General features: G+C 72.0%; 28 protein-coding genes. 16 read left to right on the top strand and 12 right to left on the bottom strand.

From position 1 onward, the window contains the following. Nucleotides 1-190 precede the first annotated feature (190 nt). The gene (locus ACZ9QC_RS35610; protein ID WP_472916831.1) at nucleotides 191-1705 is read left to right on the top strand and encodes a glutamate-cysteine ligase family protein; all 1515 of its coding nucleotides are present in this window, start codon (nucleotides 191-193) and stop codon (nucleotides 1703-1705) included. A 143-nt stretch (nucleotides 1706-1848) separates the two neighbouring features. After that, nucleotides 1849-2649 (top strand): CPBP family intramembrane glutamic endopeptidase, encoded by an 801-nt coding sequence (locus ACZ9QC_RS35615; RefSeq protein ID WP_472916832.1) that lies wholly within the window; start codon nucleotides 1849-1851, stop codon nucleotides 2647-2649. 34 nt (nucleotides 2650-2683) lie between these two features. On the opposite strand, the gene ACZ9QC_RS35620 is transcribed toward ACZ9QC_RS35615, so the two are convergent. The 3 genes from ACZ9QC_RS35620 to ACZ9QC_RS35630 all read right to left on the bottom strand — a co-directional run bounded on the left by ACZ9QC_RS35620 (nucleotide 2684) and on the right by ACZ9QC_RS35630 (nucleotide 5907). Next, nucleotides 2684-3493, bottom strand: a complete 810-nt coding sequence (locus ACZ9QC_RS35620; RefSeq protein WP_472916833.1) for a PhzF family phenazine biosynthesis protein — start codon at nucleotides 3491-3493, stop codon at nucleotides 2684-2686. 256 nt (nucleotides 3494-3749) lie between these two features. Then, entirely contained in the window at nucleotides 3750-4529 is a 780-nt protein-coding gene (locus ACZ9QC_RS35625) for an SDR family NAD(P)-dependent oxidoreductase (RefSeq protein WP_472916834.1), read from the bottom strand. A gap of 157 nt (nucleotides 4530-4686) precedes the next feature. Next, on the bottom strand, nucleotides 4687-5907 hold the full coding sequence (locus ACZ9QC_RS35630) for a metallophosphoesterase (protein WP_472916835.1): 1221 nt from the start codon (nucleotides 5905-5907) through the stop codon (nucleotides 4687-4689). A gap of 264 nt (nucleotides 5908-6171) precedes the next feature. On the opposite strand from ACZ9QC_RS35630, the gene ACZ9QC_RS35635 reads away from it, so the two are divergent. Continuing rightward, nucleotides 6172-6816: a PadR family transcriptional regulator gene (locus tag ACZ9QC_RS35635; protein ID WP_472916836.1), complete on the top strand. Its 645-nt coding sequence runs from the start codon at nucleotides 6172-6174 to the stop codon at nucleotides 6814-6816. A 100-nt stretch (nucleotides 6817-6916) separates the two neighbouring features. On the opposite strand, the gene ACZ9QC_RS35640 is transcribed toward ACZ9QC_RS35635, so the two are convergent. Continuing rightward, nucleotides 6917-7345 carry a type II toxin-antitoxin system Rv0910 family toxin gene (locus ACZ9QC_RS35640; RefSeq protein ID WP_472916837.1) on the bottom strand — a complete coding sequence of 143 codons (429 nt, stop codon included), beginning with the start codon at nucleotides 7343-7345 and terminating at the stop codon, nucleotides 6917-6919. 113 nt (nucleotides 7346-7458) lie between these two features. Continuing rightward, complete coding sequence (locus tag ACZ9QC_RS35645) at nucleotides 7459-7647, bottom strand: hypothetical protein (RefSeq protein ID WP_472916838.1); 189 nt, start codon at nucleotides 7645-7647, stop codon at nucleotides 7459-7461. 198 nt (nucleotides 7648-7845) lie between these two features. Here ACZ9QC_RS35645 and ACZ9QC_RS35650 point away from each other — a divergent pair, with 198 nt between their 5' ends. Next, complete coding sequence (locus ACZ9QC_RS35650; protein ID WP_472916839.1) at nucleotides 7846-8370, top strand: peptidase; 525 nt, start codon at nucleotides 7846-7848, stop codon at nucleotides 8368-8370. 111 nt (nucleotides 8371-8481) lie between these two features. Then, entirely contained in the window at nucleotides 8482-9489 is a 1008-nt protein-coding gene (locus tag ACZ9QC_RS35655; RefSeq protein WP_472916840.1) for an EamA family transporter, read from the top strand. A 138-nt stretch (nucleotides 9490-9627) separates the two neighbouring features. Here the strand turns inward: ACZ9QC_RS35655 and ACZ9QC_RS35660 are convergent, their stop codons facing one another. Further along, nucleotides 9628-10329, bottom strand: coding sequence for a pyridoxamine 5'-phosphate oxidase family protein (locus ACZ9QC_RS35660; RefSeq protein WP_472916841.1), 702 nt, complete (start codon nucleotides 10327-10329; stop codon nucleotides 9628-9630). A gap of 35 nt (nucleotides 10330-10364) precedes the next feature. Here ACZ9QC_RS35660 and ACZ9QC_RS35665 point away from each other — a divergent pair, with 35 nt between their 5' ends. After that, the gene (locus tag ACZ9QC_RS35665) at nucleotides 10365-11696 is read left to right on the top strand and encodes an aminotransferase class I/II-fold pyridoxal phosphate-dependent enzyme (protein ID WP_472916842.1); all 1332 of its coding nucleotides are present in this window, start codon (nucleotides 10365-10367) and stop codon (nucleotides 11694-11696) included. Between the two features lie 150 nt (nucleotides 11697-11846). On the opposite strand, the gene ACZ9QC_RS35670 is transcribed toward ACZ9QC_RS35665, so the two are convergent. Further along, nucleotides 11847-12776 (bottom strand): DMT family transporter, encoded by a 930-nt coding sequence (locus tag ACZ9QC_RS35670; protein WP_472916843.1) that lies wholly within the window; start codon nucleotides 12774-12776, stop codon nucleotides 11847-11849. 74 nt (nucleotides 12777-12850) lie between these two features. On the opposite strand from ACZ9QC_RS35670, the gene ACZ9QC_RS35675 reads away from it, so the two are divergent. Then, nucleotides 12851-13759, top strand: a complete 909-nt coding sequence (locus ACZ9QC_RS35675; protein ID WP_472916844.1) for a LysR family transcriptional regulator — start codon at nucleotides 12851-12853, stop codon at nucleotides 13757-13759. Between the two features lie 33 nt (nucleotides 13760-13792). On the opposite strand, the gene ACZ9QC_RS35680 is transcribed toward ACZ9QC_RS35675, so the two are convergent. Further along, nucleotides 13793-14260, bottom strand: coding sequence for a pyridoxamine 5'-phosphate oxidase family protein (locus ACZ9QC_RS35680; protein ID WP_472916845.1), 468 nt, complete (start codon nucleotides 14258-14260; stop codon nucleotides 13793-13795). Between the two features lie 107 nt (nucleotides 14261-14367). On the opposite strand from ACZ9QC_RS35680, the gene ACZ9QC_RS35685 reads away from it, so the two are divergent. Then, nucleotides 14368-15054 carry a cysteine hydrolase family protein gene (locus tag ACZ9QC_RS35685; RefSeq protein WP_472916846.1) on the top strand — a complete coding sequence of 229 codons (687 nt, stop codon included), beginning with the start codon at nucleotides 14368-14370 and terminating at the stop codon, nucleotides 15052-15054. On the opposite strand, the gene ACZ9QC_RS35690 is transcribed toward ACZ9QC_RS35685, so the two are convergent. Beyond that, entirely contained in the window at nucleotides 15051-15551 is a 501-nt protein-coding gene (locus tag ACZ9QC_RS35690) for a Rieske (2Fe-2S) protein (RefSeq protein ID WP_472916847.1), read from the bottom strand. The genes ACZ9QC_RS35685 and ACZ9QC_RS35690 overlap by 4 nt on opposite strands. Nucleotides 15552-15752: 201 nt before the next feature. Between ACZ9QC_RS35690 and ACZ9QC_RS35695 the strand changes: the two genes are divergently transcribed. The 7 genes from ACZ9QC_RS35695 (at nucleotide 15753) to ACZ9QC_RS35725 (ending at nucleotide 21952) form a co-directional block, all read left to right on the top strand. Then, nucleotides 15753-16508 (top strand): HipA family kinase, encoded by a 756-nt coding sequence (locus ACZ9QC_RS35695; RefSeq protein WP_472916848.1) that lies wholly within the window; start codon nucleotides 15753-15755, stop codon nucleotides 16506-16508. After that, the gene (locus tag ACZ9QC_RS35700) at nucleotides 16505-16915 is read left to right on the top strand and encodes a DUF3037 domain-containing protein (protein WP_472916849.1); all 411 of its coding nucleotides are present in this window, start codon (nucleotides 16505-16507) and stop codon (nucleotides 16913-16915) included. Before ACZ9QC_RS35695 ends, ACZ9QC_RS35700 begins: the two co-directional genes overlap by 4 nt. A 147-nt stretch (nucleotides 16916-17062) precedes the next feature. Then, complete coding sequence (gene fabG / locus ACZ9QC_RS35705; protein WP_086801416.1) at nucleotides 17063-17824, top strand: 3-oxoacyl-ACP reductase FabG; 762 nt, start codon at nucleotides 17063-17065, stop codon at nucleotides 17822-17824. 12 nt (nucleotides 17825-17836) lie between these two features. Then, nucleotides 17837-18604 (top strand): SDR family oxidoreductase, encoded by a 768-nt coding sequence (locus ACZ9QC_RS35710; RefSeq protein ID WP_472916850.1) that lies wholly within the window; start codon nucleotides 17837-17839, stop codon nucleotides 18602-18604. 186 nt (nucleotides 18605-18790) lie between these two features. Further along, nucleotides 18791-20371, top strand: a complete 1581-nt coding sequence (locus ACZ9QC_RS35715; RefSeq protein ID WP_472916851.1) for an ABC transporter substrate-binding protein — start codon at nucleotides 18791-18793, stop codon at nucleotides 20369-20371. A gap of 132 nt (nucleotides 20372-20503) precedes the next feature. After that, on the top strand, nucleotides 20504-21187 hold the full coding sequence (locus tag ACZ9QC_RS35720) for a uracil-DNA glycosylase (protein WP_472916852.1): 684 nt from the start codon (nucleotides 20504-20506) through the stop codon (nucleotides 21185-21187). 219 nt (nucleotides 21188-21406) lie between these two features. After that, nucleotides 21407-21952, top strand: a complete 546-nt coding sequence (locus tag ACZ9QC_RS35725) for a hypothetical protein (RefSeq protein ID WP_472916853.1) — start codon at nucleotides 21407-21409, stop codon at nucleotides 21950-21952. Between the two features lie 106 nt (nucleotides 21953-22058). On the opposite strand, the gene ACZ9QC_RS35730 is transcribed toward ACZ9QC_RS35725, so the two are convergent. Further along, complete coding sequence (locus ACZ9QC_RS35730; RefSeq protein ID WP_472916854.1) at nucleotides 22059-22565, bottom strand: hypothetical protein; 507 nt, start codon at nucleotides 22563-22565, stop codon at nucleotides 22059-22061. A gap of 716 nt (nucleotides 22566-23281) precedes the next feature. Beyond that, a complete protein-coding gene (locus ACZ9QC_RS35735; RefSeq protein WP_472916855.1) occupies nucleotides 23282-23794 on the bottom strand; it encodes a DinB family protein in 513 nt (170 codons plus the stop codon). A 73-nt stretch (nucleotides 23795-23867) separates the two neighbouring features. Here ACZ9QC_RS35735 and ACZ9QC_RS35740 point away from each other — a divergent pair, with 73 nt between their 5' ends. After that, entirely contained in the window at nucleotides 23868-24776 is a 909-nt protein-coding gene (locus ACZ9QC_RS35740) for a Gfo/Idh/MocA family protein (RefSeq protein ID WP_472916856.1), read from the top strand. Here the strand turns inward: ACZ9QC_RS35740 and lnt are convergent. Continuing rightward, nucleotides 24697-26301 carry an apolipoprotein N-acyltransferase gene (gene lnt, locus ACZ9QC_RS35745; protein ID WP_472916857.1) on the bottom strand — a complete coding sequence of 535 codons (1605 nt, stop codon included), beginning with the start codon at nucleotides 26299-26301 and terminating at the stop codon, nucleotides 24697-24699. The genes ACZ9QC_RS35740 and lnt overlap by 80 nt on opposite strands. Nucleotides 26302-26346: the final 45 nt, after the last annotated feature.

Genomic DNA, 26346 nt, shown 5'->3' on the forward strand with positions numbered 1-26346 from the left:
GCACATTCATGCCCGCTGAATGTGCCAGAAGCACGCCGAGTGAATAGTGCCGTAGGTGACCGCGTTCAGCCTAGCGTGCGCAGGTCGCGGCCGGGACGTTATCAGCGGCTCCATCGGGGCATCATCATTCGTGGACCCGAGTCAGCAGTGGCCGGATCGTCGGCCTGCCCATCCAAGGAGGGACCCCTAGATGGGAGAGAAGGTCGTGGCGGGGCCGTTCGGCCTCTCCGATCGCCAGCAGTACCGCGACAAGTTGAGGCAGTGCCTGGCGGGGCTGGCGCGGCTGCTGGAGGAGAAGCGGTTCGACCGCCCCAAGAACCTGATGGGTGTGGAGATCGAGCTGAACCTCGTCGACGGTGACGGGCTGCCCAGAATGATGAATGCGCAAGTACTGGAGAGGATTGCGAGCCGAGATTTCCAAACAGAACTCGCCATGTTCAACCTGGAAGTCAACATCGCTCCACATCGGCTCGGCGGCCGGGTATTCGACCAGCTTTCCGAGGAGCTGCGCACCTCCCTCGCGTATGCCGACCGCAAGGCGATCGAAGTCGGCGCCGGAATCGTGATGATCGGCATTCTGCCGACCCTGGGCCGGGACGACCTGGTCTCCTCGAACCTCTCCGCGGGCGACCGCTACACCCTGCTCAACGATCAGATCGTCGCCGCCCGGGGCGAGGACTTCACCCTCGACATCGACGGGGTGGAGCGGCTCGTCTGCACCTCGAAGTCCATCGCGCCCGAAGCGGCCTGTACGTCGGTGCAGTTGCACCTCCAGGTCACCCCGGGCCGGTTCGCCGACGTGTGGAACGCCGCCCAGGCGGTCGCCGCCGCGCAGGTCGCCATCGGCGCCAACTCGCCGTTCCTGTTCGGGCACGAGCTGTGGCGCGAGTCGCGACCGCCGTTGTTCCAGCAGTCCACCGACACCCGGCCGCCCGAGCTGCAGGCCCAAGGGGTGCGGCCGCGCACCTGGTTCGGGGAGCGCTGGATCTCCTCGGCGTTCGACCTCTTCGAGGAGAACCTGCGCTTCTTCCCGGCTCTGCTGCCCATCTGTGACGAGGAGGACCCGATGGCCGTCCTCGACGCGGGCGGCGTGCCCTCTCTCGCCGAACTCACCCTGCACAACGGCACGATCTACCGCTGGAACCGGCCCGTGTACGGCATCGCCGACGGGGTCCCGCACCTGCGCGTGGAGAACCGGGTGCTGCCCGCCGGGCCGACCATCACGGACGTGATCGCCAACGCCGCCTTCTACTACGGCGTGGTACGCGCTCTCGCCGAGGAGTCGCGGCCGGTCTGGACGCGGCTGCCGTTCGAGGCGGCCGCCGCCAACTTCGACGAGGCCTGCCGGCACGGCATCGACGCGCGGTTGCAGTGGCCGCGCGGGCGCTACGGCGGGGTGGGGCCGGTGGACGCGGTGAACCTCGTACGGGACGAGCTGTTGCCGCTCGCCGAGGCGGGGCTGGACGCGTGGGGGGTCGAGCCGGTCGATCGCGACTTCTACCTCGGAGTGATCGAGGAGCGCTGCCGGCGCCGGGCCAACGGGGCGTCCTGGCAGGTCGAAACGTTCCACCGGGCCCTGGCCAAGGGGCTGGGCCGGGATGAGGCGCTGGCCGCCACGACACGGCGCTACGGCGAGCTGATGCACTCCGGGGAACCGGTCCACAGCTGGCCGGTCGGGCTGCCGGAGCCGGTGCCGCTGTGCTGATGGGCGGCCTTCGCCGGGCCGCCGGCCCTCTCCCGGGCGTCGCGTCCGTTCGGGTGGGCCGCTGAGAAGGGACGCCGACGGAATGTCGCGGACCGCCGCGGGTGATGATGGACCCTCGGCGGGCCGGACAACGGGAGGCGTGGGTGCAGGGGCAGGCGGAGTCGGTGGAGGGCGCGGTACCGGAGGGGCGGCCGGGCCGACGGATTCTGAGGGACGAGACGCTCCTCGTGCTCGCGCTCTCGCTCGGCGCGAGCGGGGTGTCCGCGCTGATCAGCTTCATCGGGTCGGTGACCGAACCCGGTGGGCTCAAGGACCAGGCGGCCACCATGAACGCCTCGGCCGCGCCGGGCCGGCCGTGGCTCGACCTCGCGTGGCAGCTCTTCGGCATCACGACCGCCCTGGTGCCCGTCGCGCTGGTCGCGCACTTCCTGCTGCGTGAGGGCGCCGGGCTGCGGACCCTCGGCTTCGACCGGACGAAGCCGTGGCCCGATCTCGGCCGGGGTGCGGCGATCGCCGCGGTGATCGGCAGCACCGGGATCGCCTTCTACCTGGCGGCACGCGGCCTCGGCTTCAACCTCACCGTGGTGCCGGAGGCGCTGCCCGAGGTGTGGTGGAAGTACCCCGTGCTGATCCTCTCCGCGATCCAGAACGCGATCCTCGAAGAGGTCATCGTGGTCGGGTATCTGCTGCGCCGGCTCCAGCAACTGGGCTGGTCGCCGGGGAGCGCGCTGGCCGCCAGCTCGGTGCTGCGCGGCTCGTACCACCTCTACCAGGGCATCGGCGGCTTCGTCGGCAACATGGTGATGGGCGTGGTGTTCGTCTACCTGTACCGGCGGTGGGGGCGAGTGGGCCCGCTGGTCGTGGCCCACTCGCTGCTCGACATCGGGGCGTTCGTGGGTTACGCCCTGCTGGCCGGGAAGGTGGACTGGCTGCCCACGCCGTGAGCGGAATGCGGACGGAGTGGGCGAAGGCCGTCTGTCAGGCGAGGAGTTCGCCGTCGATGACCGTGACCGCGCGGCCGGAGAGCAGGGTGCGGTCGCCGCGGAGTCCCGTCCGGACGTGGCCGGAGCGGGGGGAGGCCTGGAGGCCGGTGAGATCCGGGCTGCCCAGGCGTGCGGACCAGAAGGGGGCGAGGGCGGTGTGGGCGCTGCCCGTGACCGGGTCCTCGTCGATGCCGATGTTCGGGAAGAAGCAGCGCGAGACGTAGTCGTGGCCGGCGGCGGCATCCTCGGCGCGGGCGGTGGCGATGATGCCGCGCTCGGAGTAGCGGCCGAGGGAACGCGGGTCGGGGGTCAGACCGAGGACCGTCTTCTCGTCGGCCAGCTCCAGCAGCAGGTCGCCCACCTGCGGGCCGGTGTCGAAGGCGCTCAACGGCTCGGCGCCGAGGGCCTCCGCGACGCCGTCCGGGACGGCGACCGGGGTGAGGGGCGCGGTCGGGAAGTCGAGGGTGAGGGAACCGTCCGGCTGGGGTGTGGCGATGAGGACGCCGCTGCGCGTGGCGAACCGAACCGGGCCCTCGTGGGTGTGCGTGCTGTTCAGGACGTGCGCCGTGGCCAGTGTGGCGTGGCCGCACATCGCCACCTCGGCGACCGGCGTGAACCAGCGCAGCGCCCAGTCGGCCTCGCCGCCGGCCGGGAGGGGGTGGGCGAAAGCGGTCTCGGCGTGGTTGACCTCTTTGGCCACGTTCCGGAGCCAGGCGTCGTCCGGGAAGGCGTCGAGGAGGAGGACTCCGGCCGGGTTGCCGGAGAAGGGGCGGTCGGTGAAGGCGTCGACGATACGAATGCGCATGGGACGACGCTAGGCGGTTCGGCGAGCCACGGGCCAAGGCCAATTCCGGGACGGTGGACTGGGTGGACCGGGTTTCATGGGCCACTTCGCCGGACGGGTGGGCTGGTGGACGGAGAAGCCGCCTTGGTGGACGGGATCGGCCTGGCAGCCGGGGGCTCCGACTGTCGGACCGGGATCGGCCTGGCAGACGGGGCTCCGCCTGTCGGACCGGGATTCGCCTGGCAGACCGGGGTCCGCCTGACAGTCGAGGGTCCGCCTAGTGGACGGAGAAGCCGCCGTCGACGAAGATCGTCTGCCCGGTGATGTAGCCGGCTGAGCGTCCGGACAGGAACACCGCGGCGCCGGCGAAGTCGTCGGGGAGACCGTTGCGGCCGGTCAGGGTGCGGGCGGCGAGCGCCGCCACCTGCTCCGGGTCGGACGACAGGCGGGTGTTGAGCGGGGTCGGGACGAAGCCGGGGACCAGGGTGTTGCAGGTGACGCCGTACGGCGACCACTCCTCGGCCTGAGAGCGGGCCAGTGACTCCAGGGCGCCCTTGGAGACGCCGTACGCGCCGCTGCGGACGAACGCCCGGTGCGCCTGCTGGGAGGTGATGTGGATGATGCGTCCGTAGCCCCGCTCGGCCATGCCGGGCCCGAAGCGCTGGCCCAGCAGGAAGGGCGCGTCCAGGTTCACCGCCATGGTGGTGTCCCACACGTCCTCGCCCAGGTCGCTCAGCGGGGGACGGAGGTTGACGCCGGCGCTGTTGACGAGGATGTCGGGTTCACCGAACGCCTCCGTCGCCTGCTCCGCCGCCGCGCGCACGCCGGCGCGCGTGCCGAGGTCGCCGCTCACCCAGGCCGCGCGGCAGCCGTCCGCCGTCAGCCGCTCGACCGTGGCCGCCAGTTCCGTCTCCCCGCGCGCGACGATCACCACGCTCGCCCCGGCCCGGGCGAGCGCCGTGGCGATGGCCTTGCCGATGCCGGAGCTGCCGCCTGTCACCACGGCTACCCGGCCGTCGAGGGAGAACAGTTGGGAGAGGTAGCTGTCGGAGATCATTCCCGCACCCTAGGGGGAGCGTCGGCGGATGCGGTGCACGGGGTGATCGGATTCGGGTCCGGGAGGTGCTCGGCTGCCTGGCCGCGGTCATGACGGGCCACGCCGTGCCGGTCGCGGGTGTGCCGAGATGGACTCCTACCGAGCCGGCCGTTCCGAGCTACATCGAGGTCGGCGGGTGCGGGGAGCGGAGTACCAGCAGGGTGATCTCGCTGGGGGCGAAGACGCGGAAGGGCGGGCCCCAGAAGCCCGTGCCGCGGCTGGTGTAGAGGAGGGTGCGGCTGCCGTGCCGGCTGAGACCGGCGAGGGCGGGCTGGTCGAGGCGGACCAGGTGGTGGAAGGGCCAGATCTGGCCGCCGTGGGTGTGGCCGGAGAGCTGGAGGTCGATGCCGGCTGCTGCCGCCCGGTCGATGAACTTGGGCTGGTGGGCCAGGAGCAGGACGGGCAGGTCGGGGTCGGCGCCGTCGAGGGCACCGGTGAGGTGGGCACGGTGGCCCGCCAGGCCGGAGGATTCCGCGGTGACGTCGTCCACGCCGGCGACGACGAGGGTGTCGCCGCCCCGTTCGAGCAGCACGTGGCGGTTGCGCAACGGTTCCCAGCCCAGCTCGTCCATCAGGTCGACCCAGCCCTGGGCCTGGCTGTAGTACTCGTGGTTGCCGGTGACGTACACGCGGGCGTGGGTGGCCCGCACGGTTGCGAGTGGGGCGGCCTGGGAGCGGCGGCGTTCGGCCGTGCCGTCCGCGATGTCGCCGGTGTGGCAGACCAGATCGGCTTCCAGGGTGTTCACGGTCTCGCACACCCGTGCCGACCAGCGGGCGCGGTCGAGCGGGCCGTAGTGGGTGTCGGTGATGAGGGCGACGCGCAGGCCGTCCAGCCCCGCGCCCAGCCGAGGGAGTCGCACGTCGAGGCGGCGCACGCGTGGCACGCGGCGGGCTTCGGCGTATCCCCAGGCGAGGAGTACGGCGGTGATGCCGAGGACGGCCCAGGTGACGACGCGGGCCCGGTCCTGGCTCTCGCCGACGCCGGTCACGGTCAGGGCGAGCCGCAGGAAGAGGCCGAGCAGAACGGACCAGGTGAACAGAACCCAGCTGGCGCCGAGCAGGGTGTCGCCGATGATCGCCGCCCTGTCCTGCTGGCGACGGCCGTGGCCGCGCGCCATCGCGAGCGGCATGCCGATGAGGCCGAGGACGAACAGCGCGGTGCCGGCCAGCGTGACGGACAGCGGCCAGTGCTGGCCGGCGTACAGGAGCACCCAGCAGGGCACGGTCCACAGGAGGACGGGGGCGATCAGCGGGAGATAGCGCATCAGGCGGTGCAGTCGGCTCTGCCGCGGAGCTCGCGCGTCGCTGTCTGCGGGTCGGGTGTTGCTGGTGTCGGTCACGCTTCCCCTCCCTGACCATCCTGCTGTCTCGCGCAGGGTATCCGGTCGCCCTTGGGCTCGTGTACGCACTGCTGTGCGACCCCGGCTCGTGAACTGACGGCTCGTGCAGGGTGTTTGAGCCCCCCAGCCGATCGCACCGCGTGTCGCGACCCCTTCTGGCTGGCTCTGTCCCGCCCTCGTGTCAGGGGGTTGTCATGCGATCGGTTCCGATATATCGTTGAGGCATCGCGACAGATTCGCGACAGGTCAACGATGGATGGAGTGATGGCAGTGAATTCCCGTGGACAGGACTTCGGATTCGAGCATGGGCATGGGCGACGCGGTGGGGAGCACCGCCGCGGACGAGGTGACGGCGAGGCGCTGCGGGCCGCCTTCGGGCCGTTCGGGCCGGGCCATGGTGGTCCCGGGCCGTTCGGGCCCTTCGGCGGTGGCCCGTGGGGTGGACGCGGCCGAGGCGGACCCAGGGGAAGGGCGCGGCGGGGCGATGTACGCGCCTCGATCCTGGCCCTCCTCAAGGACAGGCCCATGCACGGCTACGAGATGATCCAGGAGATCGCCGAGCGCAGCGGTGGGGCGTGGAAGCCCAGTCCCGGCTCGGTGTACCCCACCCTCCAGTTGCTGGAGGACGAGGGGCTGATCGCCAGCGCGAGCGAGGGCGGCAAGAAGCTGTTCTCGCTCACCGAGGCCGGCCGCACCGCGGCCGAGGAGGGGCTCGAGGCTCCTTGGGAAGAGGCCTCGCGCGGGGTCGACTGGGAGGCGCTGAGCGAGATCCGGCAGGCCGGCTTCGGTCTGATGGAGGCGTTCGGCCAGGTCTGGAAGACCGGCGACAAGGACCAGCGCGACAAGGCGCTGACGGTGATCAACGAAGCCCGCAAGAAGCTGTACCTGATCCTCGCCGACGAGGACTGACAGCGGTGAGTGGGTGAGGTGAGGTGCGGGAGCGCCCCCGGAGTGAACCGGGGGCGCTCTCGTGTGTGCCGGGCGCGTGGGTGGCGGGGGAGGGCTTCGGTCAGACGACGAGTGCGCCCAGCTTGCGCAGGGATTCGTCGAGCGCGGCCGTGGCGGAGTCCTTGAGTTTGCCCGCCATCAGGGAGACCGCGGCGCCGGTGAACCGACCGTCGACGCGGACCGTGGTGGCGTCGCCGTCGGGGGTGAGGGTGTAGCGGGTGGTGAGGTCCACGGCCATCGGGCCCTTGCCGCGGATGGCCAGGGTGCGGGCGGGTTCCAGCTCGGCGATGGTCCACTCGACCTCCGCCGGGAAGCCCATGAGCCTCAGGTTCTCCTGGAAGGTGCCGCCCACTTCGAGGGTCCGCGGGCCGCCCTGGGGGAAGCCGGTGTGGGTCGTGTTCCACTCGCCGTACGCGGACCAGTCGACGAGCCGGGCCCAGACCTGCTCGGCGGGCGCCTCAATGCGTGCCTCCGCGCTGACATCGGCCATGCGACAACCCCTTCGTCTCGGACGGTGGTGTCGCGGAACGTAGTCCCGGGCCCCTGAACATTCAATATTGATGAACCGTCAGGAAGGGTGGGGGCTTCCGGACGGTTCGGTGTCTAGGGGGCCTGGCGGATCAGTGCCGCGTCGAACAGGTCCCATGCACGGGGCAGCCGGCTTTCGTCGTGGCAGTGCCAGGCCTCCCAGAACAGGTCCGCGGGCAACGCGGTCTCGGGGGCGTACACCCGGTACACGTACTGTCTGCCGTCGATCGCCGGCAGGGTCACCAGCCAGCACCCGCTCTCCATGGGGTGAGGGACGAGCGCCGGTGCCACGCGGTTGCGTGCGGGGCGTGGGGCGAGGGGTCGCGCGCCCCTGGGGCGTGATCGCCCCCATCTCATCCCCAGGGAGGAGAAGCGGGTCCTCCCTACGCAACCTGTGTGGGACGCGAAGATGCTTCCTGCCGTGGATGCCCCGGGGGTGGTGGGACTGATGGGGTGGAGGGCGTGCGACCCCCCATTCCCCGGCAGTCGGCCGTAGATCATGGTCCGGACCACGTGGAGATCGAGGGCAGCCTCACGGACGAGCTGACCTCCGTGATCGCCGCTGCGCGCAGACGGGCCCTCCGGGACGGGGACCGGCAGATCGACACCGCCCATCTGCTGCACGCGCTCCTGGAGTCCGATCCCGACGTCCGCGACGTCTTCGACGGACCGCAGGTCGCCAGGCTGCTCGGCTATCTGGTGCAGCGCAGCATCGGCTACGGACTGCGCTGGCAGATCGGGGTCGAGGACGCCGGAGTCGTCCCGGGTGCCCCGGGCACGCCCGGCTGGTCTCCGGTCGCGGCCCGCGCGATGGGCCAGGCGTACGACCGTGCCGTACGGCGGGGTGAGCGGTCGGCCCACGGCGTTGACCTGCTCGCCGCGCTGGTCGCGGCCACCGGGTCGAGGGCCGTGGAGGTGCTGGCCACCGTCGGTGTCGACGTCGGAGCCGCGGCGCGGCGGGTCGTGCGGACGGGCGAGGCCCTCTGACCCCGGCTGTCTTCAGGGTGGCTGCGGTTCAGTCGGCCGCAGCCCGCCTGCGGTCCAGTCGGTGAGACAGGTGTCAATGGGGGTGACGCTCCTGTCGTCGGCTGTCATCATGTGCCGGTGCATACGTCTCAGGGGAGTCACGGACAACGCGGTCGGGGTGTCGGGCTGGTGCTCGCGCTCGGGTCCGCCGTCGCCTTCGGCGGATCGGGCACGGCGGCCAAGCCGCTCATCGAGGCGGGGCTCGATCCGTTGCACGTGGTGTGGCTGCGGGTCGTCGGCGCCGCGCTGGTGATGCTGCCGTTGGCCGTCCGGCACAGGGGCCTGCTGCGGCGGCGGCCCGCGCTGCTCGTCGGTTTCGGACTGTTCGCCGTGGCCGGTGTGCAGGCCTTCTACTTCGCGTCCATCTCCCGTATCCCCGTCGGAGTCGCCCTGCTCGTGGAGTACCTCGGCCCGGCGATCGTCCTCGGGTGGGTGCGCTTCGTGCAGCGGCGGCCGGTGACCCGGGCGGCGGCGGTCGGGGTCGTCCTCGCGGTCGGCGGCCTCGCCTGCGTCGTCGAGATCTGGTCCGGGCTGAGCTTCGATCCGCTGGGGCTGCTGCTCGCGCTGGGCGCCGCCTGTTGTCAGGCCGGGTACTTCGTCCTGGCCGACCAGGGGAGCGAGGCCGGGGCCGAGGCACCGGACCCGCTCGGTGTCATCGCCTACGGACTGCTGGTGGGGGCGGTCGTGCTCACGGTGGTGGCCCGGCCGTGGGGGATGGAGTGGAAAGTGCTCGGGGGCACCGCGCTGATGGACGGGACGGCCGTTCCGGCCTGGATGCTGCTCGGGTGGGTGGTGCTGATCGCCACGGTGCTCGCCTATATGACCGGGGTGGTGGCCGTGCGGCGGTTGTCTCCCCAGGTGGCCGGGGTGGTGGGGTGCCTGGAGGCGGTGGTGGCGACCGTGCTCGCGTGGGTGCTGCTGGGTGAGCACCTGGGCGCGGCGCAGATCTTCGGGGGGCTGGTCGTGCTGGCCGGGGCGTTCGTCGCGCAGCGGTCCGCGCCGGGCAGGCGGGCGCCGAGGAAGGTGGCGTCCGGTGGGGAAGGGGTGGGGGCCGGCATATCGGTGGGCCGGGGGCGATGAGGTGGCCGGGGCCCGGTGACATGCGGCCGATGAGGCGGTTCGGGGCCTGAAGTCCGCGGGGTGCGGTCCATTGTGGTTGCTCGCGCGGTTCCCCGCGCCCCCTCGGGGCGCGGGTCAGGGGCGCGGGTTCGCCGGTGGCTACAGGGTCTTGAGGTAGGCCGGGAGTGCGGTGCCCGGGGCCAGGTCGGGGTCCGGGATCGGGGTTCCGTAGCCCTTGCGGAGGGGAACGACGCCGGCCCAGTGGGGGAGCGTGAGGTCCTCGGGCTCGTCGTTGACGCCGCCGGTGCGGGTCTTGGCCGAGACCTCGTTCAGGTCGAGGCGGATCACGGCCGTGGCCGCGAACTCCTTGCCGTTGGCGGGCCGGGAGTCCAGCGAGCGGCCCGGTACGACATGGTCGACCAGGGCGTCCAGGGCGATCCGGCGCTCCTCCGGGTCGGTCACCTGGTGCGCGGTGCCGTGCACCACCACCGAGCGGTAGTTGATCGAGTGGTGGAAGGCGGAGCGGGCCAGGATCAGCGCGTCCACATGGGTGACCGTCAGGCACACCGGGAGGCCCGGGTCGGCCTGGCCCGTCATCCGTAGCGGGCGCGAGCCCGTCGAGCCGTGCACATAGAGCGTCTCGCCGACCCGGCCGTACAGCGTCGGCAGCACCACCGGGGCGCCGTCGCGGACGAAGCCGAGATGGCAGACGTACCCCTCGTCGAGTATCGAGTGCACCAGTTCCCTGTCGTACGAGGCCCTCTGGGCGGCCCGGGTGGGGACGGTGCGCTCGGTGGGGGTGTAGGCGGCGGGCGGTGGTGTCGTCGGCTCCGATGTCGTCGACCGCGGGGTCCCCGTCATTGCGCTCTCCATTGCACTAGTGCATAATTGGATTTGTGCTAGGAGAATACCTGATCGCCGGTCGACGCGCAGTCGAGATTGCGGCGAGCGTCGAGCAGGCGGTGGCGGAGGGCGGGCTGGAGCCCGGTCAACTGCTTCCGCCCATGCGGGAGTTGGCGGACCGGCTCGGCGTGAATCCGAACACCGTCGCGGCCGCCTATCGCACACTCCGGGAGCGCGGGGTCATCGAGACCGCGGGGCGCCGGGGCAGTCGTGTGCGGTCCCGCCCGGCGACGACGGGACGGGAGTACATCCGGGTCGAGGTCCCCGAGGGTGTGCGGGACCTCGCCGACGGCAATCCCGATCCCGCGTTGCTGCCGCGCCTGGCGGAGGCGTTCGCGGCCGCCGCCGAGCAGGGCGACCGCGAACCGGTCCTCTACGGGGCGGCGGCCGTGGAGCCCGAACTGGCCCGGATCGCACGGGCCGACCTGGACGCCGACGGGGTGCCGGACGGGCCGGTCGCCGTCACCTCGGGGTCGCTCGACGCCATCGAGCGGGTGCTGGCCGTCCACCTCAAGCCGGGGGACACCGTCGCCGTCGAGGACCCCGGGTGGGGGAGCGTGCTCGATCTGGTGCCGGCGCTCGGACTGCGGGTCGTCCCCGTCGGCGTCGACGACGAGGGACCGCTCCCCGACGACGTACGAGGGGCGCTGGCGGGCGGGGCGCGTGCCCTGATCGTCACCGACCGGGCGCAGAACCCGACCGGCGCGGCCGTGAGCGCCGCTCGCGCGCGTGCCCTGCGGTCCGTGCTGGCTGAGCATCCGGAGACCCTGCTCATCGAGGACGACCACGGCTACCGGATCGTCGACCAGCCTCTGCATCCGCTCGCCGGGGGCACCCGCAGCTGGGCCTTCGTGCGGTCGGTCGCCAAGGCGTACGGCCCCGACCTGCGGCTCGCCGTGCTCACCGGTGACGCGGCCACCGTCGACCGGGTGCGGGGCCGGCAGCGGCTGGGGCCCGGCTGGGTGAGCCGGCTGGTGCAGCGGGCCGTCGTCCGGCTGTGGTCCGGCGGTGCGGTGGACGCGGAGGCGGTGGCGACGGCGTACGGGCGGCGGAGGGACGCGCTGATCGATGCCCTCGCGCGGCGCGGGGTCGAGGCGCACGGGGTCAGCGGCATGAACGTGTGGATCCGGGTGCCGGACGAGACCGGCGCGGTCGCGCGGCTGCTGCACGCCGGCTGGGCCGTCGCGCCCGGGGCGCGCTTTCGGATGAGCGCCCCGCAGGGGATCCGGATCACGGTCTCCACCCTCACCGAGGAGGAGATCGGGAGGGTGGCGGACGCGGTGGCCTCGGCGATCGGGCCGGGGGCCGGAGCGGGATATGTGTGAGGTCGGGTCACGGCGGTCGGGACGTGAGTGGGATGCGTGCGACGGCACGGCGGTCGGGACGCGAGCGCGATGCGGGTGACGGCGCGGCGGCCGGGGCGTCGGCGCGGCGTGTCCGCCGGGACGCCCGCCGGGATGCCCGCCCCCGCCGGATCAGGTGCGCGGCCTGGCCTGTGTCAGTGCTGCCCCCGCCAGGACGATCGCCGCGCCGACCGGGGTCGACCAGGTCAGGGACTCGCCGAGGAGCGCGACGCCGGCGGCCGTGGCGATGACCGGGATGAAGTAGGTGACCATCTGGGCCGTCGTCGGGCCGACCTCGGAGACGAGCCCGTACTGGACGAGCATCGCGACCCCCGTGCCCAGGGTGCCCAGCGCGACGACCGCCAGCAGGGGCAGCACCGGGAAACTGCTCGGCACACTCGTGAACAGCGGGGTGACGATGGCCAGTTGGGCCGTGGCCAGCAGCAGTTGGGCGCCGGTGAGGGAGAGGTGCGACGCGGTGGTGCCGGCCAGGGTGCGGCGGACGTAGATCCAGCCGACGGGATAGCTGAGCGAGGCCAGCAGCGCCAGCGCCGTGCCGGTGGCGTCCACGCCCTGGAAGCCCTGCCAGGCACCGAGCACGGTGAGGACCCCGAGGAAGCCGAGGCCGAGACCGGCGACCCGCACCCGGGTGGGACGGTCCTCGGAGAGCGCGACCAGGGAGAGGGCCATGCCCCACAGGGGCGAGGTCGCGTTGCAGATGCCGGCCAGCGTGGACGGTACGGTCAGCTCCGCGTAGGCGAACAGGGAGAACGGCAGGGCGTTGAGGAAGAAGGCGGCCACGGTGAGGTGACCCCAGATGCGGGCGCCGCGCGGCAGCCGCTGCCGCCTCACCGCCATCGCCACCCCGAGGATCAGGGTGCCGAACAGCAGCCGTCCCAAGGTGACCTGGAAGGGCGCGTAGGCCTGAGTGCCCACCTTGATCAGGAGGAAGCTGAAACCCCAGACGAGGGAGAGGAAGGCGAAGCGCAGCCGCCAGTCGACGATGGCGCGGGAGCGGTCAGGGGCACGACCGGGGGCTCGGGTGGGCGTGGCGGTGGTCATGCGCACCACGATGGCGCCGGTGATCTCGTAGCACAAGCGAGAATTGGTGAGTCGATTCTCGTAGTATCGCTTACATGTTGAACCTGGAGCGCCTGCGCACCCTGGACGCCCTCGCCCGGCACGGCTCGGTCAGCGGGGCGGCCGAGGGGCTGCATGTGACGACCTCGGCCGTCTCGCAGCAGATGGCCAAGCTGGAACGCGAGGTGGGGCAGCGGCTCCTCGCCAAGAACGGGCGGGGGGTGCGCCTCACCGACGCGGGGCGGCTGCTCGCCGAGCACGCCGCGCGCATCCTGTCGCAGGTCGAGCTGGCGCAGTCGGCACTGGAGGAACAGCGGGGACAGGTCGTCGGCGAACTTCGGCTGGCCGCGTTCCCGACGGCCGTCCGGGGGCTGTTTCCCACCGTCTTCCGCGCGTTGCGCGAGAACCACCCGGCGCTGCGCGTGCGGTCACGGGAACTGGAACCCGAACTCGCCGTCAACGCCGTGATCCGAGGCGACGTCGACCTGGCCGTGGTCCTCGACTGGTACAACAAGCCGCTGCCCGTGCCCGCGGGGCTGGCCAGGGCCGCGATCCTCGACGACCCGGTGGAGGTGGCCCTGCACGAGGACCATCCGCTCGTCGCCCGGGACGAGATCGACCTGCGGGAGCTGGCCCAGGAGCCGTGGGTCGCCTGGCCCGAGGGCGAGTTCTGCCACGAATGGCTGCTCTACACGCTGCGGGCCAACGGCATCGAGCCCCACATCGCCCACCGCGCGGGCGAACACCACACGCAACTCGCCCTGGTCGCCGCGGGGTTGGGTGTCTGTATCGCGCCCCGGCTCGGCCGGGACCCGATGCCGGCCGGGGTGCGGACCGTGCCGGTGCGCCACCGGGTCCACCGCAGCGTGTACGCGGTGTGGCGCTCGGACGCCGACCGACGGCCGTCCATCAGGGCGGCGGTGGAGGCGCTGCGGACCGCGGGCGACGGGTGCGGGGCGGGCTGAAGAGCGGGAACGTTTGCTCGCGCAGGGGGCCGGTCACGGCGAGCCCAGTTTGCGGAAGTCCCAGGACGTGACGGCGTCCGGTGTCAGACGCAGCCAGGCGTGCCTGCCGTCGTGGGGCATCTCGTCGATGCCGAAGTTCTTCCGGGTGAACAGCCGCTCCACCTCGACGAGTTCGGGGACCGGCTCGCCCGTGCGCGGCACCTCGCCGACGAAATCGACGGTGCCGGACAGTTCGACGCCGCGCAGTTCGCCGTACTCCTCGCCCGCGTCGACCACGACGGCCACGCGCGGGTCGCGGCGCAGCGCGGACCAGCGTCTGCTGCGGGTGATCGAGTAGAGCCAGAGCGAGGTGCCGTCCCAGACGAACCAGAGCGGGCTGACGTGCGGGGCGCCGTCGGACCCTACCGTCGCCACCCGGCAGGTGCGCTGCGTGCTCAGGAACTCGTCCAGTTCGGCGGGTTCCATCATGATCTTCCGGCCCCGGCGCTGGGTGACGGTCATGGAGTCCTCTCTTCTGACGTGACGTCAGAAGAGCATCGGTCGTCTTCCGTCCATGTGCAAGGGGCGTTACGCTCCACCGCCCGATCGCCGGCGACAGGGGGAGCGTCATGCCCGCGTACGCGAGTGAGTCCAAGCGCCGACGGGAGTTGGGCGGACTCCTCGATCCCGCCAGTACCGTCCTGCTCACCGTCGAGTGCCAGCAGGGTGTCGTCGGACCCGACGGCGCGCTGCCCGAACTCGCCCGGGAGGCCCGGTCGTCGGGCGTGCTCGCGCGTGTCGCGCGGCTGGTCACCGCGGCCCACGGGTGCGGGGCGCAGGTCCTGCACGCCGTCGCCGAGCGGCGGCCCGACGGCCGGGGCGCCAACCGCAACGCACGGCTGTTCCGCGCGGCGGAACGGCTGCCCGTAAGGCAGTTGACGGGCACCGAGGCCGTACGGGTCGCACCGCCCATCGAGGTCGCCGAGGAGGACCTGGTCGTACGGCGGCTGCACGGGCTGTCCCCGCTGGCGGGCACCGACGTGGACGCGCTCCTGCGCAACCTGGGCTGCCGCACCCTGGTCGTCGCCGGCGTCTCGGCCAACGTGGCCGTGCCGAACGCGGTGTTCGACGCGGTCAATCTGGGCTACACGGTGGTCGTGCCCGGCGACGCCATCGCGGGGGTGCCTGCCGACTACACCCCCGCGATGATCCGTCACACCCTCGCGCTGGTCGCCACGGTCGCGACCACGGACGAGGTGGTGTCGTGCTTCGAGCGGCCCGCGGGGCCGTCCGACTGCTCGACCGGCGAGCGCTAGGCCAGGGTGATCGAGTCCCCGGACACGGTGACCTCCTTGGCCGGCAGTGCCTTCGTCGCCGGTCCGCTCTTCACGCTGCCGTCCGCGATCGAGAAGTTGCTGTTGTGACAGGGGCAGTTGATCACGCCGTCGGCGATGGTCTTCACCGCACAGCCCTGGTGGGTGCACACGGACGAGAACGCCTTGAACGTGCCCGCCTCGGGCTGGGTGACGACGACGCCCTCGCTCTCGAAGATCTTGCCGCCGCCCTCGGGGATGTCCGCGGTCTTCGCGATCTCCTTGCCGCCCGCGTTGCCCCCGGTCGTGTCGCCTCCCGTGCTGCCGCCGGAGTCGGCGTTCGAGTCGCCCCCGGCCCCGGCGCCGGACGAGCTCGACGTCGACGCGTCGTCGTCCGATCCGCACGCGGTCAGCGCGACGGCGAGCCCCGCCACGCCGGCGGCCGCCATGACGGTGCGACGGCCCGGGATCGAAGCGGGTTTGGTCGTTTCGCTGGTCATGCTGACGGTTCCTTCCGAGATGGCTTCGCACTTTCGCCCATGGATACGGCGGGTCCGTGCTTGAACGTTCAGACAGGGTCCACATCTTGACCTGTCCGGGATCACGACAGTGTCAAAAGCAGCTGTCCGAAAGCTGTCGGTCGGCGGCGCCGCCGGACGGGGCGCCTCCGGGGGCCGTCGGTACGCCGGTAGCCTGGGCCGATGCTCAAGGAAGTCAGCGCGACCCGGTACATCACGCCGTTGCGGGAGGGCGGCTCGCTGCCCGGTCTCGTCGAGGGCGACGACCGCGGGACGTACGTCCTCAAGTTCACCGGCGCGGGGCAGGGCCGCAAGACGCTCGTCGCGGAGGTGGTCTGCGGGGAGCTGGCCCGGCGGCTCGGACTGCGCGTGCCCGGCCTCGTCACCGTCGACCTCGATCCCGTGCTGGGCCTCGGTGAACCCGACGAGCGGGTGCAGGAACTGATCAAGGGAAGCGGCGGCACCAACCTGGGCATGGACTTCCTGACCCGGGCCATCGGCTTCGATCCGCTGGCCTTCGAGGTGAGCCCCGAGGAAGCCGGGCGGATCGTCTGGTTCGACGCGCTGATCAACAACGTCGACCGCTCCTGGCGCAACCCCAACCTGCTGATGTGGCACGGCGACCTGTGGCTCATCGACCACGGCGCCACCATGATCTGGCACCACAACTGGCCCGGCGCCCGTGCCTCCGCCGCCAGGCCGTACGCCGCCGCCGACCACGCCCTGGCACGCTTCGGCCCCGACGTCGCGGCGGCCGCCGCCGAGCTCGCGCCCCTGGTCACCGAGGAACTGCTCGCCGAGGTGACCGCCGAGATCCCCGACGTCTGGCTGACGGACGAGCCCGGCTTCGAGACACCGGACGCGCTGCGGCGGGCGTACGCGGAACCCTTGCTCGTCCGCGCCGCCGACGTGCACGAACGCATCGAGGGGATCAAGTGAGCGACCGCTTCCTGGGGACCGGCGCGACCGGGCAGGACGTCTACGAGTACGCGCTGCTGCGGATCGTGCCCCGGATCGAGCGCGGCGAGTGCTTCAACGCGGGCGTCCTCGTGTACAGCCGTTCCCGGGCCCTCGTGGCGGCCCGTACCCATCTCGACGAGGCCAAGCTGCTCGCCCTCGACCCCGGGGCGGACGTGGCCGGCGTACGCGCCGCGCTGCGCGCCGTGGAGGGCGTGTGCGCCGGGGGACAGGCGGCCGGGCAGGCCGCCGGCGACGACGCCGGACGGCGGTTCCGCTGGCTTGTCGCGCCCCGGTCGACGGTCGTCCAGGCGGGGCCCGTGCACACTGGGCTCACCGCGGATCCGGCGGCGGAGGCCGAGCGGCTGCTCGCCCTGCTGGTGAAGTGACCGGGTCGAGGTAAGGGATCACACCTGGTGGAACGTTGACACCGGGTGCCAGGACTTCTAGCGTCACGTGTGCTGAAGGTACTAAGCGGTCGCTCACCAGATGGGGGCGCCGCAGGAGCCGCATCCCAAGGGCGAGGAGAACCAGCAATGTCCACCACTGAGCAGCGTGTCGCCGTGGTCACGGGTGGCGCGCGCGGCATCGGCGCCGCGACCGCCGTACGACTGGCCGCCGAGGGGCGGGCCGTCGCGGTGATCGACCTCGACGAGGCCGCGTGCAAGGACACCGTGGAGAAGATCACCGCCGCCGGCGGCAGGGCGCTCGCGGTCGGCTGCGACGTCTCCGACGAGGCCCAGGTCGAGGCCGCCGTCACCCGGATCGCCGAGGAGCTGGGCGCCCCGACGATCCTGGTGAACAACGCGGGCGTGCTCCGCGACAACCTGCTGTTCAAGATGAGCGCGTCCGACTGGGACACGGTCATGAACGTGCACCTGCGCGGCGCCTTCCTGATGGCGAAGGCGGTGCAGAAGTACATGGTCGAGGCCAAGTTCGGCCGGATCGTGAACCTGTCCTCGTCGTCCGCGCTCGGCAACCGGGGCCAGGCCAACTACTCCGCCGCCAAGGCCGGTCTGCAGGGCTTCACCAAGACCCTGGCCATCGAGCTCGGCAAGTTCGGCGTCACCGCCAACGCGGTCGCCCCCGGCTTCATCGTCACCGACATGACCGCCGCCACCGCCGCCCGCGTCGGCATGGGCTTCGAGGACTTCCAGGCCGCCGCGGCCACCCAGATCCCCGTCCAGCGCGTGGGCCGCCCGGAGGACATCGCCGGAGCCATCGCCTACTTCACGGGCGAGGACGCCGGTTTCGTCTCCGGCCAGGTGCTGTACGTCGCCGGCGGACCGCTCAACTAAGGGACCCAGAACATGACTTCGGTGGAACTCCCCGAGCTTTCGGGCAAGGTCGCGCTCGTCACCGGCGCCAGCCGCGGCATCGGCTACGGCATCGCCGAGGCCCTCGTCGCACGCGGCGACCGGGTCTGTATCACCGGCCGCAACGAGGACGCGCTCAAGGAGGCCGTCGAGCAGCTCGGCGCCGACCGCGTCATCGGCGTCGCCGGCAAGGCCCACGACGAGGCCCATCAGGCCCTCGCCGTGGAGCGCACGATGGAGGCCTTCGGCCGCGTCGACTACCTGGTCAACAACGCCGGTACGAACCCGGTGTTCGGCCCGATCGCCGACCTCGACCTGAACGTGGCCCGCAAGGTGTTCGAGACCAATGTCGTCTCCGCGCTCGGCTTCGCCCAGCGGACCTGGCACGCCTGGCAGAAGGACAACGGCGGCGCCATCGTGAACATCGCCTCCGTCGCCGGTCTCTCCGCGTCGCCGTTCATCGGCGCGTACGGCATCAGCAAGGCCGCCATGATCAACCTGACCGTCCAGCTCGCGCACGAGTACGCGCCCAAGGTCCGGGCCAACGCGATCGCGCCCGCCGTGGTGAAGACCAAGTTCGCCCAGGCCCTCTACGAGGGCCGGGAGGCCGAGGCGGCCGCGTCCTACCCGCTCGGACGGCTCGGCGTGCCCTCCGACATCGGGGGTGCCGCCGCGTTCCTCACCTCCGACCAGTCCGACTGGATCACCGGACAGACCCTTGTGGTCGACGGCGGCATCTTCCTCAACGCCGGGGTGGGCTGACAGAGTGAGGCGGGCGCCGGTACGCCATTCACCGAACATCTCCGGCGCCCGTCCGCACCCCTCACGGGGCCTCGACAACGCCGTCACACGCGGACCGGCCAAGGGCTCTGCCGACCGAGCGGGAACGGCTCGGGGGGCCTGCGGTATCGTTCGGCCACTCTGTACGGCATTTCGAGGAGCATGCACGTGTTCAACCGGAACCGATACTTGCCGCCACTCGCGGTCATCGCGTCCATATCCATGGTGACCGGGTGTGGTGTGTTCTCCTCGGACGCCTCCGACGACGCGGACCCCATCATCGTGGGGACCACCAGCACGCCGAGCACCCTGGACCCGGCCGCGGCCTGGGACAGCTCCTGGGAGCTGATGCGCAACGTCTTCCAGCCCCTCCTCGGCTACTCGCCCGGCGGGTCCGAGCCCGAGCCGGACGCGGCCGAGAACTGCGAGTTCACGGACAGCTCCAGCACGGTGTACAGCTGCACGCTGCGTGAGGGCCTGAAGTTCTCCAACGGGCACACGCTGGACGCCAAGGCCGTCAAGTACTCGTTCGACCGGATCAAGAAGATCAACGTCAACGGTGGCCCCGCCGGCCTGCTGACCACCCTCTCCCGAGTGCAGACGAAGGGCGACCGCGAGGTCGTCTTCCACCTCAGCCAGCCCGACGCGACCTTCCCGCTGGTGCTCACCACGCCCGCGATGTCGATCGTGGACCCTGAGGAGTACCCCGCGGACAAGCTCCGCGAGGGCGGGGACATCGCGGGCTCCGGGCCCTACAACCTCGCCTCCTACGACGAGGGCAAGACGGCCGAGCTGGTCCGCAACGACAACTACAAGGGCATCGCGGACCACAAGAACTCCGCCGTCACCATCCGGTACTTCACGCAGTCGGACGAGATGGTCAAGGCCCTCAAGAGCAAGGACATCTCGGTCATCTACCGGGGTCTCGGCGCCTCGGACATCGTGGACATCCAGGCCAACCACGACGAGGACGGGCTCCAGATCGTGGAGAACGCCACCACCGAGATCAGCTATCTGGTGTTCAACCCCAAGGACCCGTGGGCGAAGAACCCCGCTGTCCGCAAGGCGGTCGCCCAGGTCCTCGACCGGCCGGCGCTCGCCCACAACATCTACAAGGACACCGTCGAGCCGCTCTACTCCATGATCCCCCGGGGTCTGGTCGGCCACACGACGGGCTTCTTCGACGACTACGGCAACCCCAGCGCGACCAAGGCGAAGTCCATCCTCACCGAGGCCGGCATCACCGAAACGGTTCCTCTCCAGCTCTGGTACACCACCGACCGGTACGGCTCCCAGACCAAGCCGGCCTTCGAGGAGCTGAAGCGGCAGCTGGAGGCGTCCGGACTGTTCGAGGTCACGCTGAAGAGCCGCCCGTGGAAGACCTACTCCGAGGGCTACCAGAAGGGCGAGTACCCGGTCTTCGGGCGCGGCTGGAACCCCGACTTCAACGACGCCGACAACTTCATCGCCCCCTTCGTGGGCAAGCAGAACGCGCTCGGCACGCCCTACGACGCCCCCGAGATCACGGACAAGCTGATCCCGGCGTCGCGCGCCGAGAGCGACCGCGGCGCAGTGGGCGAGGAGTTCGAGGAGGCCCAGCAGATCCTCGTGGACGACGCCCGGCTGATCCCGCTGTGGCAGGGCAAGGCGTACACGGCCGCCAACGAGGAGATCGCCGGCCTCGAGAACGTCATCGATCCCGCGACGATGATGATCATGTGGCAGCTGTCGTGGAAGACCAGCTGGTAATTCCGGGTGCCCGGTCCCGTTGTCAGTGGGCGCCTGTAGGTTCTGTGCTCTGACGGCGGTCGCGCTTCGCGCGGCCGCCCATGGCCGCGTGTTCCGTGGCCGTGAAGTGAGCGCACACCGGAGGAAGTTGACGTGACCGACATCGCGATGCTGCCCGAGTCCTGGCGCGGGGTCCTGGGGGACGAGCTGCAGCAGCCCTACTTCAAGGAACTCACCGAGTTCGTCGAGGAGGAGCGAGCCAAGGGTCCCGTCTACCCTCCCCGTGAGCAGGTCTTCGCCGCGCTCGACGCCACCCCGTACGAGAGCGTGAAGGTGCTGATCCTCGGCCAGGACCCGTACCACGGCGAGGGCCAGGGCCACGGGCTGTGCTTCTCCGTGCGGCCCGGGGTGAAGACCCCGCCCTCGCTGCGGAACATCTACAAGGAGATGCAGGCCGAGCTGGGCACCCCGATCCCGGACAACGGCTATCTGATGCCGTGGGCCCAGCAGGGCGTGCTGCTGCTCAACGCGGTCCTCACGGTCCGCTCCGGCGAGGCCAACTCGCACAAGGGCAAGGGCTGGGAGAAGTTCACCGACGCCGTGATCCGCGCGGTGGCCGACCGGCCCGACCCGGCGGTCTTCGTGCTGTGGGGCAACTACGCGCAGAAGAAGCTCCCGCTGATCGACGAGGAGCGCCACGTCGTGGTGAAGGGCGCGCACCCCTCGCCGCTGTCGGCCAAGAAGTTCTTCGGCTCCCAGCCGTTCACGCAGATCAACGAGGCCGTCGCCCGGCAGGGCCACGAGGCGATCGACTGGACGATCCCGAACCTCGGCTGACGGACCGCCCGGCCCCGGCCTCGCCCCGGCCTCGGTTTCGGTCGAGACCGACCGGCCGCTCGTCCCTCCGTACGTGTAGGTCCGTCCGTCCGGCTGCTCGCCGTACGGCCGCCGGGGCGCCCCCGCGGCTGTACGGAGCGGCCTGACCGGGATTGCCCGTGCCTGCCGTTAGCGTCGGGAGGGACAGACGGGCAGGGGGCGAGGAGTGCGGAGGACGCGGTGGTGGAGCGACAGGAGCGGGTGGCGCCGGACGCCGTGCTGACCCGGATCGGGCAGGCGGTCATGCTGCACCACGGGGGTGATCGCGAGGAGGCCCGGGACCGTCTGCTGCGGCTGTGGGCGGAGATCGGGGAGGACGGCACACCGCTCCACCGCTGCACCCTGGCCCACTACATGGCCGACACCCAGGACGACCCGGACACCGAACTGGCCTGGGACCTCAGGGCGTTGTCGGCGGCCGACGAACTCGGCGACGGCCGGTCGGCGCAGGACCGGGACGAGCTCGCAGTGCGGGACCGGGACGAGCTCGCGGTGCGGGCCTTCTATCCCTCGCTCCACCTCAACCTCGCCGCCGACTACGCCAGGCTGGGCCGCCCCGACGCGGCCCGCAGCCATCTGCGGCTCGCCCGGGGAGCGCTGGCCTCGCTGGCGGACGACGGCCACGGCGACGGTGTCCGCACCGCCCTGGCCCGTCTGGAGGCCCGGCTCGACGAGACGGGCCCCGCGGGAGGGGAGACACCGGGGCCGCCACGACAGCGGCCCTAGGGTCCCAGCGGCGAAGGGATCGGCCGGGGGCGGGGAGGGGCAGGTCGGGGCGGTGCGGGCTGGGGTGTGCCGGCTGGGGTGTGCCGGTTCGTGTGCCCGCCGGGGGTCAGCGGCCGTAGACGTCCTTGCAGATGACCGCCTGGGGGGTGTCCTTGCCCCAGCCGCCGTATCGGTGGCCGAGTGCGCACACGTCGGAGTTCTTCGCCGGCGTCGTCGGGACCGCCTTGGGGAGGGGCGGGATCTCGACGTGGGTGCGGGAGCCCGGTGGCGGGCCCTGCCGCTCGCGGGAAGCCGGCCGCTCGTCGCGGGGTGGCGGGGGTGCGGCGGGGGTCGGGGCGGCGTCGCCGCCGGTGACAGGCGGAGCGGACGTGGGCTTCTGCTCCGGGGGCGCGCTCGGGGTGGGTTCCCGGGGCGGGCCGACCAGCCTCAGGGCCTCGCGCGCCGGGGCTTCCACGATCTGGGTCTCGGTGGTGCCCTCCGGGCGGGGCTCGGACGGCCCGGACGGGAGGGGCGACGGCTGCCGCGGGGGCGGGTGGTGCGGGGTCACGCAGCCGGTGAGAGCCGAGAAGGCCACGGTGACCAGGAGCGTTGCGGTGGTGGTCGGTCGATGCACGCGCGCAACTCTGCTGTGTCCGGGCCGCTTTGGGGAGGGGGCGGACGGATGATGCCCCCACATGGGTGACGCCCGCGGCCCCTGGACGACGCCACGCGCCCTACTTCGGGGAGAACGCGGTCGCAGGCCCTGGCTCCCGGGCCCTCGCCGCACCGGGCCCTGGCCGCACCGATCGCTCGCCCCGGTTCCGGGTGCGTTCCGGCTGAGGTCGCTCGCCCGGGCTTGGGCCGCCCGCTGCGGCTGCGGCCGGTCGCTCGCCGCAGCGCGGATCGCTCGCCCCGGTTCCGGTCGCTCGCCCCGGTTCCGGTCGGCCGCTTGGTGCGGCTGCGGTCGCTCACCCCGCCACCGGTCGCTCGCTCGGGCCCCGGCCTCTTGCCCCCGGCCTCGGTCGGCCGCTCCGGTCCCGGTTGCCCTGCTCCGGCCTCGGTCGGCCGCTCCGGTTCCGGTCGCTCACCGCAGCTTGGATCGCTCGCCCCGGCTCCGATCGCGCGTCCGGCTGCGGTCGGCGGCTCCGGCTCGGATCGCTCGCCCGGCCCCGGTCGCTCTCTCGTGCCCCGGTCGCTCTCTCGTGCCCCGGTCGACCGCCCTCGGCCCGACCGCCCTCGGCCCGACCGCCCTCGGCCCGACCGCCCTCGGCCCGACCGCCCTCGGCCCGACCGCCCTCGGCCCGACCGCCCTCGGCCCGACCGCCCTCGGCCCGACCGCCCTCGGCCCGGTCAGTATCCGGTGGCCCCGTCGATGCGCTCCCGGAGCAGGTCCGCGTGGCCGTTGTGTCGGGCGTACTCCTCGATCATGTGGGTGTAGAGCCACCGCAGGCTCGGTGCCTCGCCCGACCGTCCGTGCACGGCCTTGGCGACGTCGTCCAGGGCGAAGCCCTCGGCATTCCGGCGGGCGATCGCGATCTCCGCCTGCCAGGTGCCGTACGCCTCCTCCCAGGTGTCGGCCTCGGTGAGGTGGAACTCCCCGTCCGGGTCCGCGTCGCTGAAGTAGATCGGGCCCCGGTCGTCGTCCACCAGCACCTTGCGGAACCAGATCCGCTCGACCTCCGCCATGTGCCGTACGAGCCCGAGGAGGGAGAGCTGGGAGGGCGGCACCGAGGCGGTCCGCAACTGGGCGTCGTCCAGCCCCTCGCACTTCAGCGCGAGCGTTTCCCGGTGGTAGTCGAGCCAGCCCTCCAGCATGGCCCGTTCGCCGGCGGTGACGGAGGGTTCGGTGCGCAGATCGGTCATGTGGGCCATCCTCGCAGCCCCCGTATGCTGCCGACGAGGCATTTCGACAGCACACCGTGGACGGGAGACCCCAGTGAAGGTCGGCTGCGTCGGGCTCGGCGACATCGCGCGGAAGGCGTACCTGCCGGTGCTCGGCACCCAACCGGGGCTCGAACTCCATCTGCAGACACGCACGCCCGTAACCCTCACCCGCGTCGCCGACAGCCTCCACCTTCCGCCCGGCCGACGGCACACCGACCTCGATTCGCTGCTGGCCCAGGACCTCGACGCGGCCTTCGTGCACGCACCCACGCAGGTCCACCCCGAGATCGTGGAACGCCTGCTGAAGGCGGGTGTGCCGACGTACGTCGACAAGCCTCTCGCGTACGAACTCGCCGACTCCGAACGGCTCGTACGGCTCGCGGAGGAGCGCGGCATCGGGCTCGCCGTGGGGTTCAACCGGCGGTTCGCGCCCGGGTACACGCAGTGCGCCGACCATCCGCGCGAGCTGATCCTGATGCAGAAGAACCGCATCGGTCTGCCCGAGGTGCCGCGCACGATGGTCCTGGACGACTTCATCCACGTCGTGGACACCCTGCGGTTCCTGGTCCCGGGAGAGATCGAGGACGTGACCGTACGGGCCCGGACCGAGGACGGCCTGCTGCACCACGTCGTGCTCCAGCTCTCCGGGGCCGGATTCACCGCGCTCGGTGTCATGAACCGGCTCAGCGGCTCTGCGGAGGAGATCCTGGAGGTCTCCGGACAGGACACCAAGCGGCAGGTGGTGAACCTCGCCGAGGTGATCGACCACAAGGGACAGCCGTCCCTGCGGCGGCGGGGCGACTGGGTGCCGGTGGCCCGGCAGCGCGGCATCGAGCAGGCGGTGCTCGCCTTCCTCGACGCGGTGCGCGCGGGCCGGGTGCTCAGCGCGCGGGACGCGCTGGCGACCCATGAGCTGTGCGAGCGGGTGGTGCGGGCGGTGGAGGACCGCTCCGCCGCCTGAGCCGGAGGGTCCGTACGCCCTCGAAGGCGCCCCACGCGAGCAGGGTCAGCAGCGCCGCGTCCACCGGCCAGTCGCCGAAACGGGCAAAGAGCGTCGTACCGCTCGCCAGCGGCACGACGTACACCGCCGTCGTGCTCTCGTCCGTGCCGAGCCGGGGGCCGACCGGCCCGCCTTCCGGGCCGTACACCGCCGAGACGCCGGTCAGGGTCGCGTGGGCCATCGGGCGGCCGGTCTCGGCGGCCCGCAGCGCCGCCAGCGAGGCGTGCTGCTCGGGGGCCCAGCTCTGCTGGAACGTCGAGGTCGCCGACTGCGCTAGCAGCAACTCGGCGCCGTCCCGGGCGAGATGACGGCTCATGTCGGGGAACGCGGACTCGAAGCAGACCATGGGGCCGATCCGCAGCCCCTTCCCGGAGTCGAACACGACCTGCTCGGTGCCGCGCCTGCGGTCCTCGCCGGCCGCCTCGCCGACGGAGGTGGCCCAGCCGAGCAGCGAGCGCATCGGGATGTACTCGCCGAAGGGGACCAGACGCATCTTGTCGTAGCGGTCGCCGGTCGGGCCGTCGGGACCCACGAGCACGGAGCTCTTGTAGATGCCGGGACGGTCGGAGCGGCGGGCGTCCACGTTCACCAGGATGTTCGTGCCCGTCTCGCGGGCGAGCGCGGCTATCCGGTCGGAGAGATCGGGGCGGTCGGCGAGGTCGTGGCCGACGCTGCTCTCGCCCCACACGATCAGGTCGAGGTCCCGCCCGGCGAGGCTTCGGGTGAGCGCCTCCTCACGGTCGAACCGGTTGTCGGGGCCGTCGGTCACGCCGGGCTGCACGACGGCGATCCGCACCTCGCCCCGGACGTCGGGGCGCGGCGACCACAGCCACACCGCCGAGGTCGCGGTGGCCGTCGCGACCAGACCGGCGAGCGCCGGCGCCCGCGACCGGCGTACGGCGACCAGCACGGTGACCGCCACGTTGACGGCCACCAGCAGGAAGCTGATCAGCCAGACCCCGCCGACCGAGGCCAGCCGCAGCGCGGGCTCCACCTGCCACTGGCTGGAGCCCAGCAGACCCCACGGCCCGCCGAGGCCCTGCCAGGAGCGGACGAGTTCGATCGCCAGCCAGCCCGACGGCACCACCAGCAGCGCGGCGGCGACCCGGCCCGGTGACGGCGTCCCGGCCAGGAACCGGCGCACCAGCCAGGCCCAGGGCGCCCACAGCGCGCCCAGCAGGCCGGCGATGACGAAGGTGAACACATGGAGGTTCGGCAGCAGCCAGTGGTGCATGGCCAGCATGAACGCGCATCCGCCGAGCCAGCCGTCGTACAGTGCCCGGCGGGCGGTCGGGGCGGTGCGGACGATGAGCATCCACGGCACCAGCGCCCCGTACGCGAACCACCACAGGCCCGGCGCGGGGAACGCGAGCACGGGCAGGGCTCCGGCCACGACGAGGGCCGCTCGCCGCCGCCAGGGGGAGGCCGTCCATACCGCCGTCCGCCGCCGCCATGGGGAGGCCACCCACTCCGCCGCCGTTCGCATCCAGCGCCTCCCTCCCCACCGGTGAGTCCTTCCAGTGTGCGCGCC

It is taken from the genome of Streptomyces sp. HUAS MS02, assembly GCF_055702265.1.

Bases quoted from the DNA above. Each gene is read 5' to 3' on its own strand.
- fabG (WP_086801416.1), top strand. From the start codon at position 17,063: ATGTCCACCACTGAGCAGCGTGTCGCCGTGGTCACGGGTGGCGCGCGC.
- lnt (WP_472916857.1), bottom strand. From the start codon at position 26,301: ATGCGAACGGCGGCGGAGTGGGTGGCCTCCCCATGGCGGCGGCGGACG.
- ACZ9QC_RS35695 (WP_472916848.1), top strand. From the start codon at position 15,753: ATGCTCAAGGAAGTCAGCGCGACCCGGTACATCACGCCGTTGCGGGAG.
- ACZ9QC_RS35670 (WP_472916843.1), bottom strand. From the start codon at position 12,776: ATGACCACCGCCACGCCCACCCGAGCCCCCGGTCGTGCCCCTGACCGC.
- ACZ9QC_RS35675 (WP_472916844.1), top strand. From the start codon at position 12,851: ATGTTGAACCTGGAGCGCCTGCGCACCCTGGACGCCCTCGCCCGGCAC.
- ACZ9QC_RS35640 (WP_472916837.1), bottom strand. From the start codon at position 7,345: ATGGCCGATGTCAGCGCGGAGGCACGCATTGAGGCGCCCGCCGAGCAG.
- ACZ9QC_RS35690 (WP_472916847.1), bottom strand. From the start codon at position 15,551: ATGACCAGCGAAACGACCAAACCCGCTTCGATCCCGGGCCGTCGCACC.
- ACZ9QC_RS35610 (WP_472916831.1), top strand. From the start codon at position 191: ATGGGAGAGAAGGTCGTGGCGGGGCCGTTCGGCCTCTCCGATCGCCAG.
- ACZ9QC_RS35620 (WP_472916833.1), bottom strand. From the start codon at position 3,493: ATGCGCATTCGTATCGTCGACGCCTTCACCGACCGCCCCTTCTCCGGC.
- ACZ9QC_RS35635 (WP_472916836.1), top strand. From the start codon at position 6,172: ATGGCAGTGAATTCCCGTGGACAGGACTTCGGATTCGAGCATGGGCAT.
- ACZ9QC_RS35685 (WP_472916846.1), top strand. From the start codon at position 14,368: ATGCCCGCGTACGCGAGTGAGTCCAAGCGCCGACGGGAGTTGGGCGGA.
- ACZ9QC_RS35660 (WP_472916841.1), bottom strand. From the start codon at position 10,329: ATGACGGGGACCCCGCGGTCGACGACATCGGAGCCGACGACACCACCG.
- ACZ9QC_RS35680 (WP_472916845.1), bottom strand. From the start codon at position 14,260: ATGACCGTCACCCAGCGCCGGGGCCGGAAGATCATGATGGAACCCGCC.
- ACZ9QC_RS35735 (WP_472916855.1), bottom strand. From the start codon at position 23,794: ATGACCGATCTGCGCACCGAACCCTCCGTCACCGCCGGCGAACGGGCC.
- ACZ9QC_RS35710 (WP_472916850.1), top strand. From the start codon at position 17,837: ATGACTTCGGTGGAACTCCCCGAGCTTTCGGGCAAGGTCGCGCTCGTC.
- ACZ9QC_RS35625 (WP_472916834.1), bottom strand. From the start codon at position 4,529: ATGATCTCCGACAGCTACCTCTCCCAACTGTTCTCCCTCGACGGCCGG.
- ACZ9QC_RS35645 (WP_472916838.1), bottom strand. From the start codon at position 7,647: ATGGAGAGCGGGTGCTGGCTGGTGACCCTGCCGGCGATCGACGGCAGA.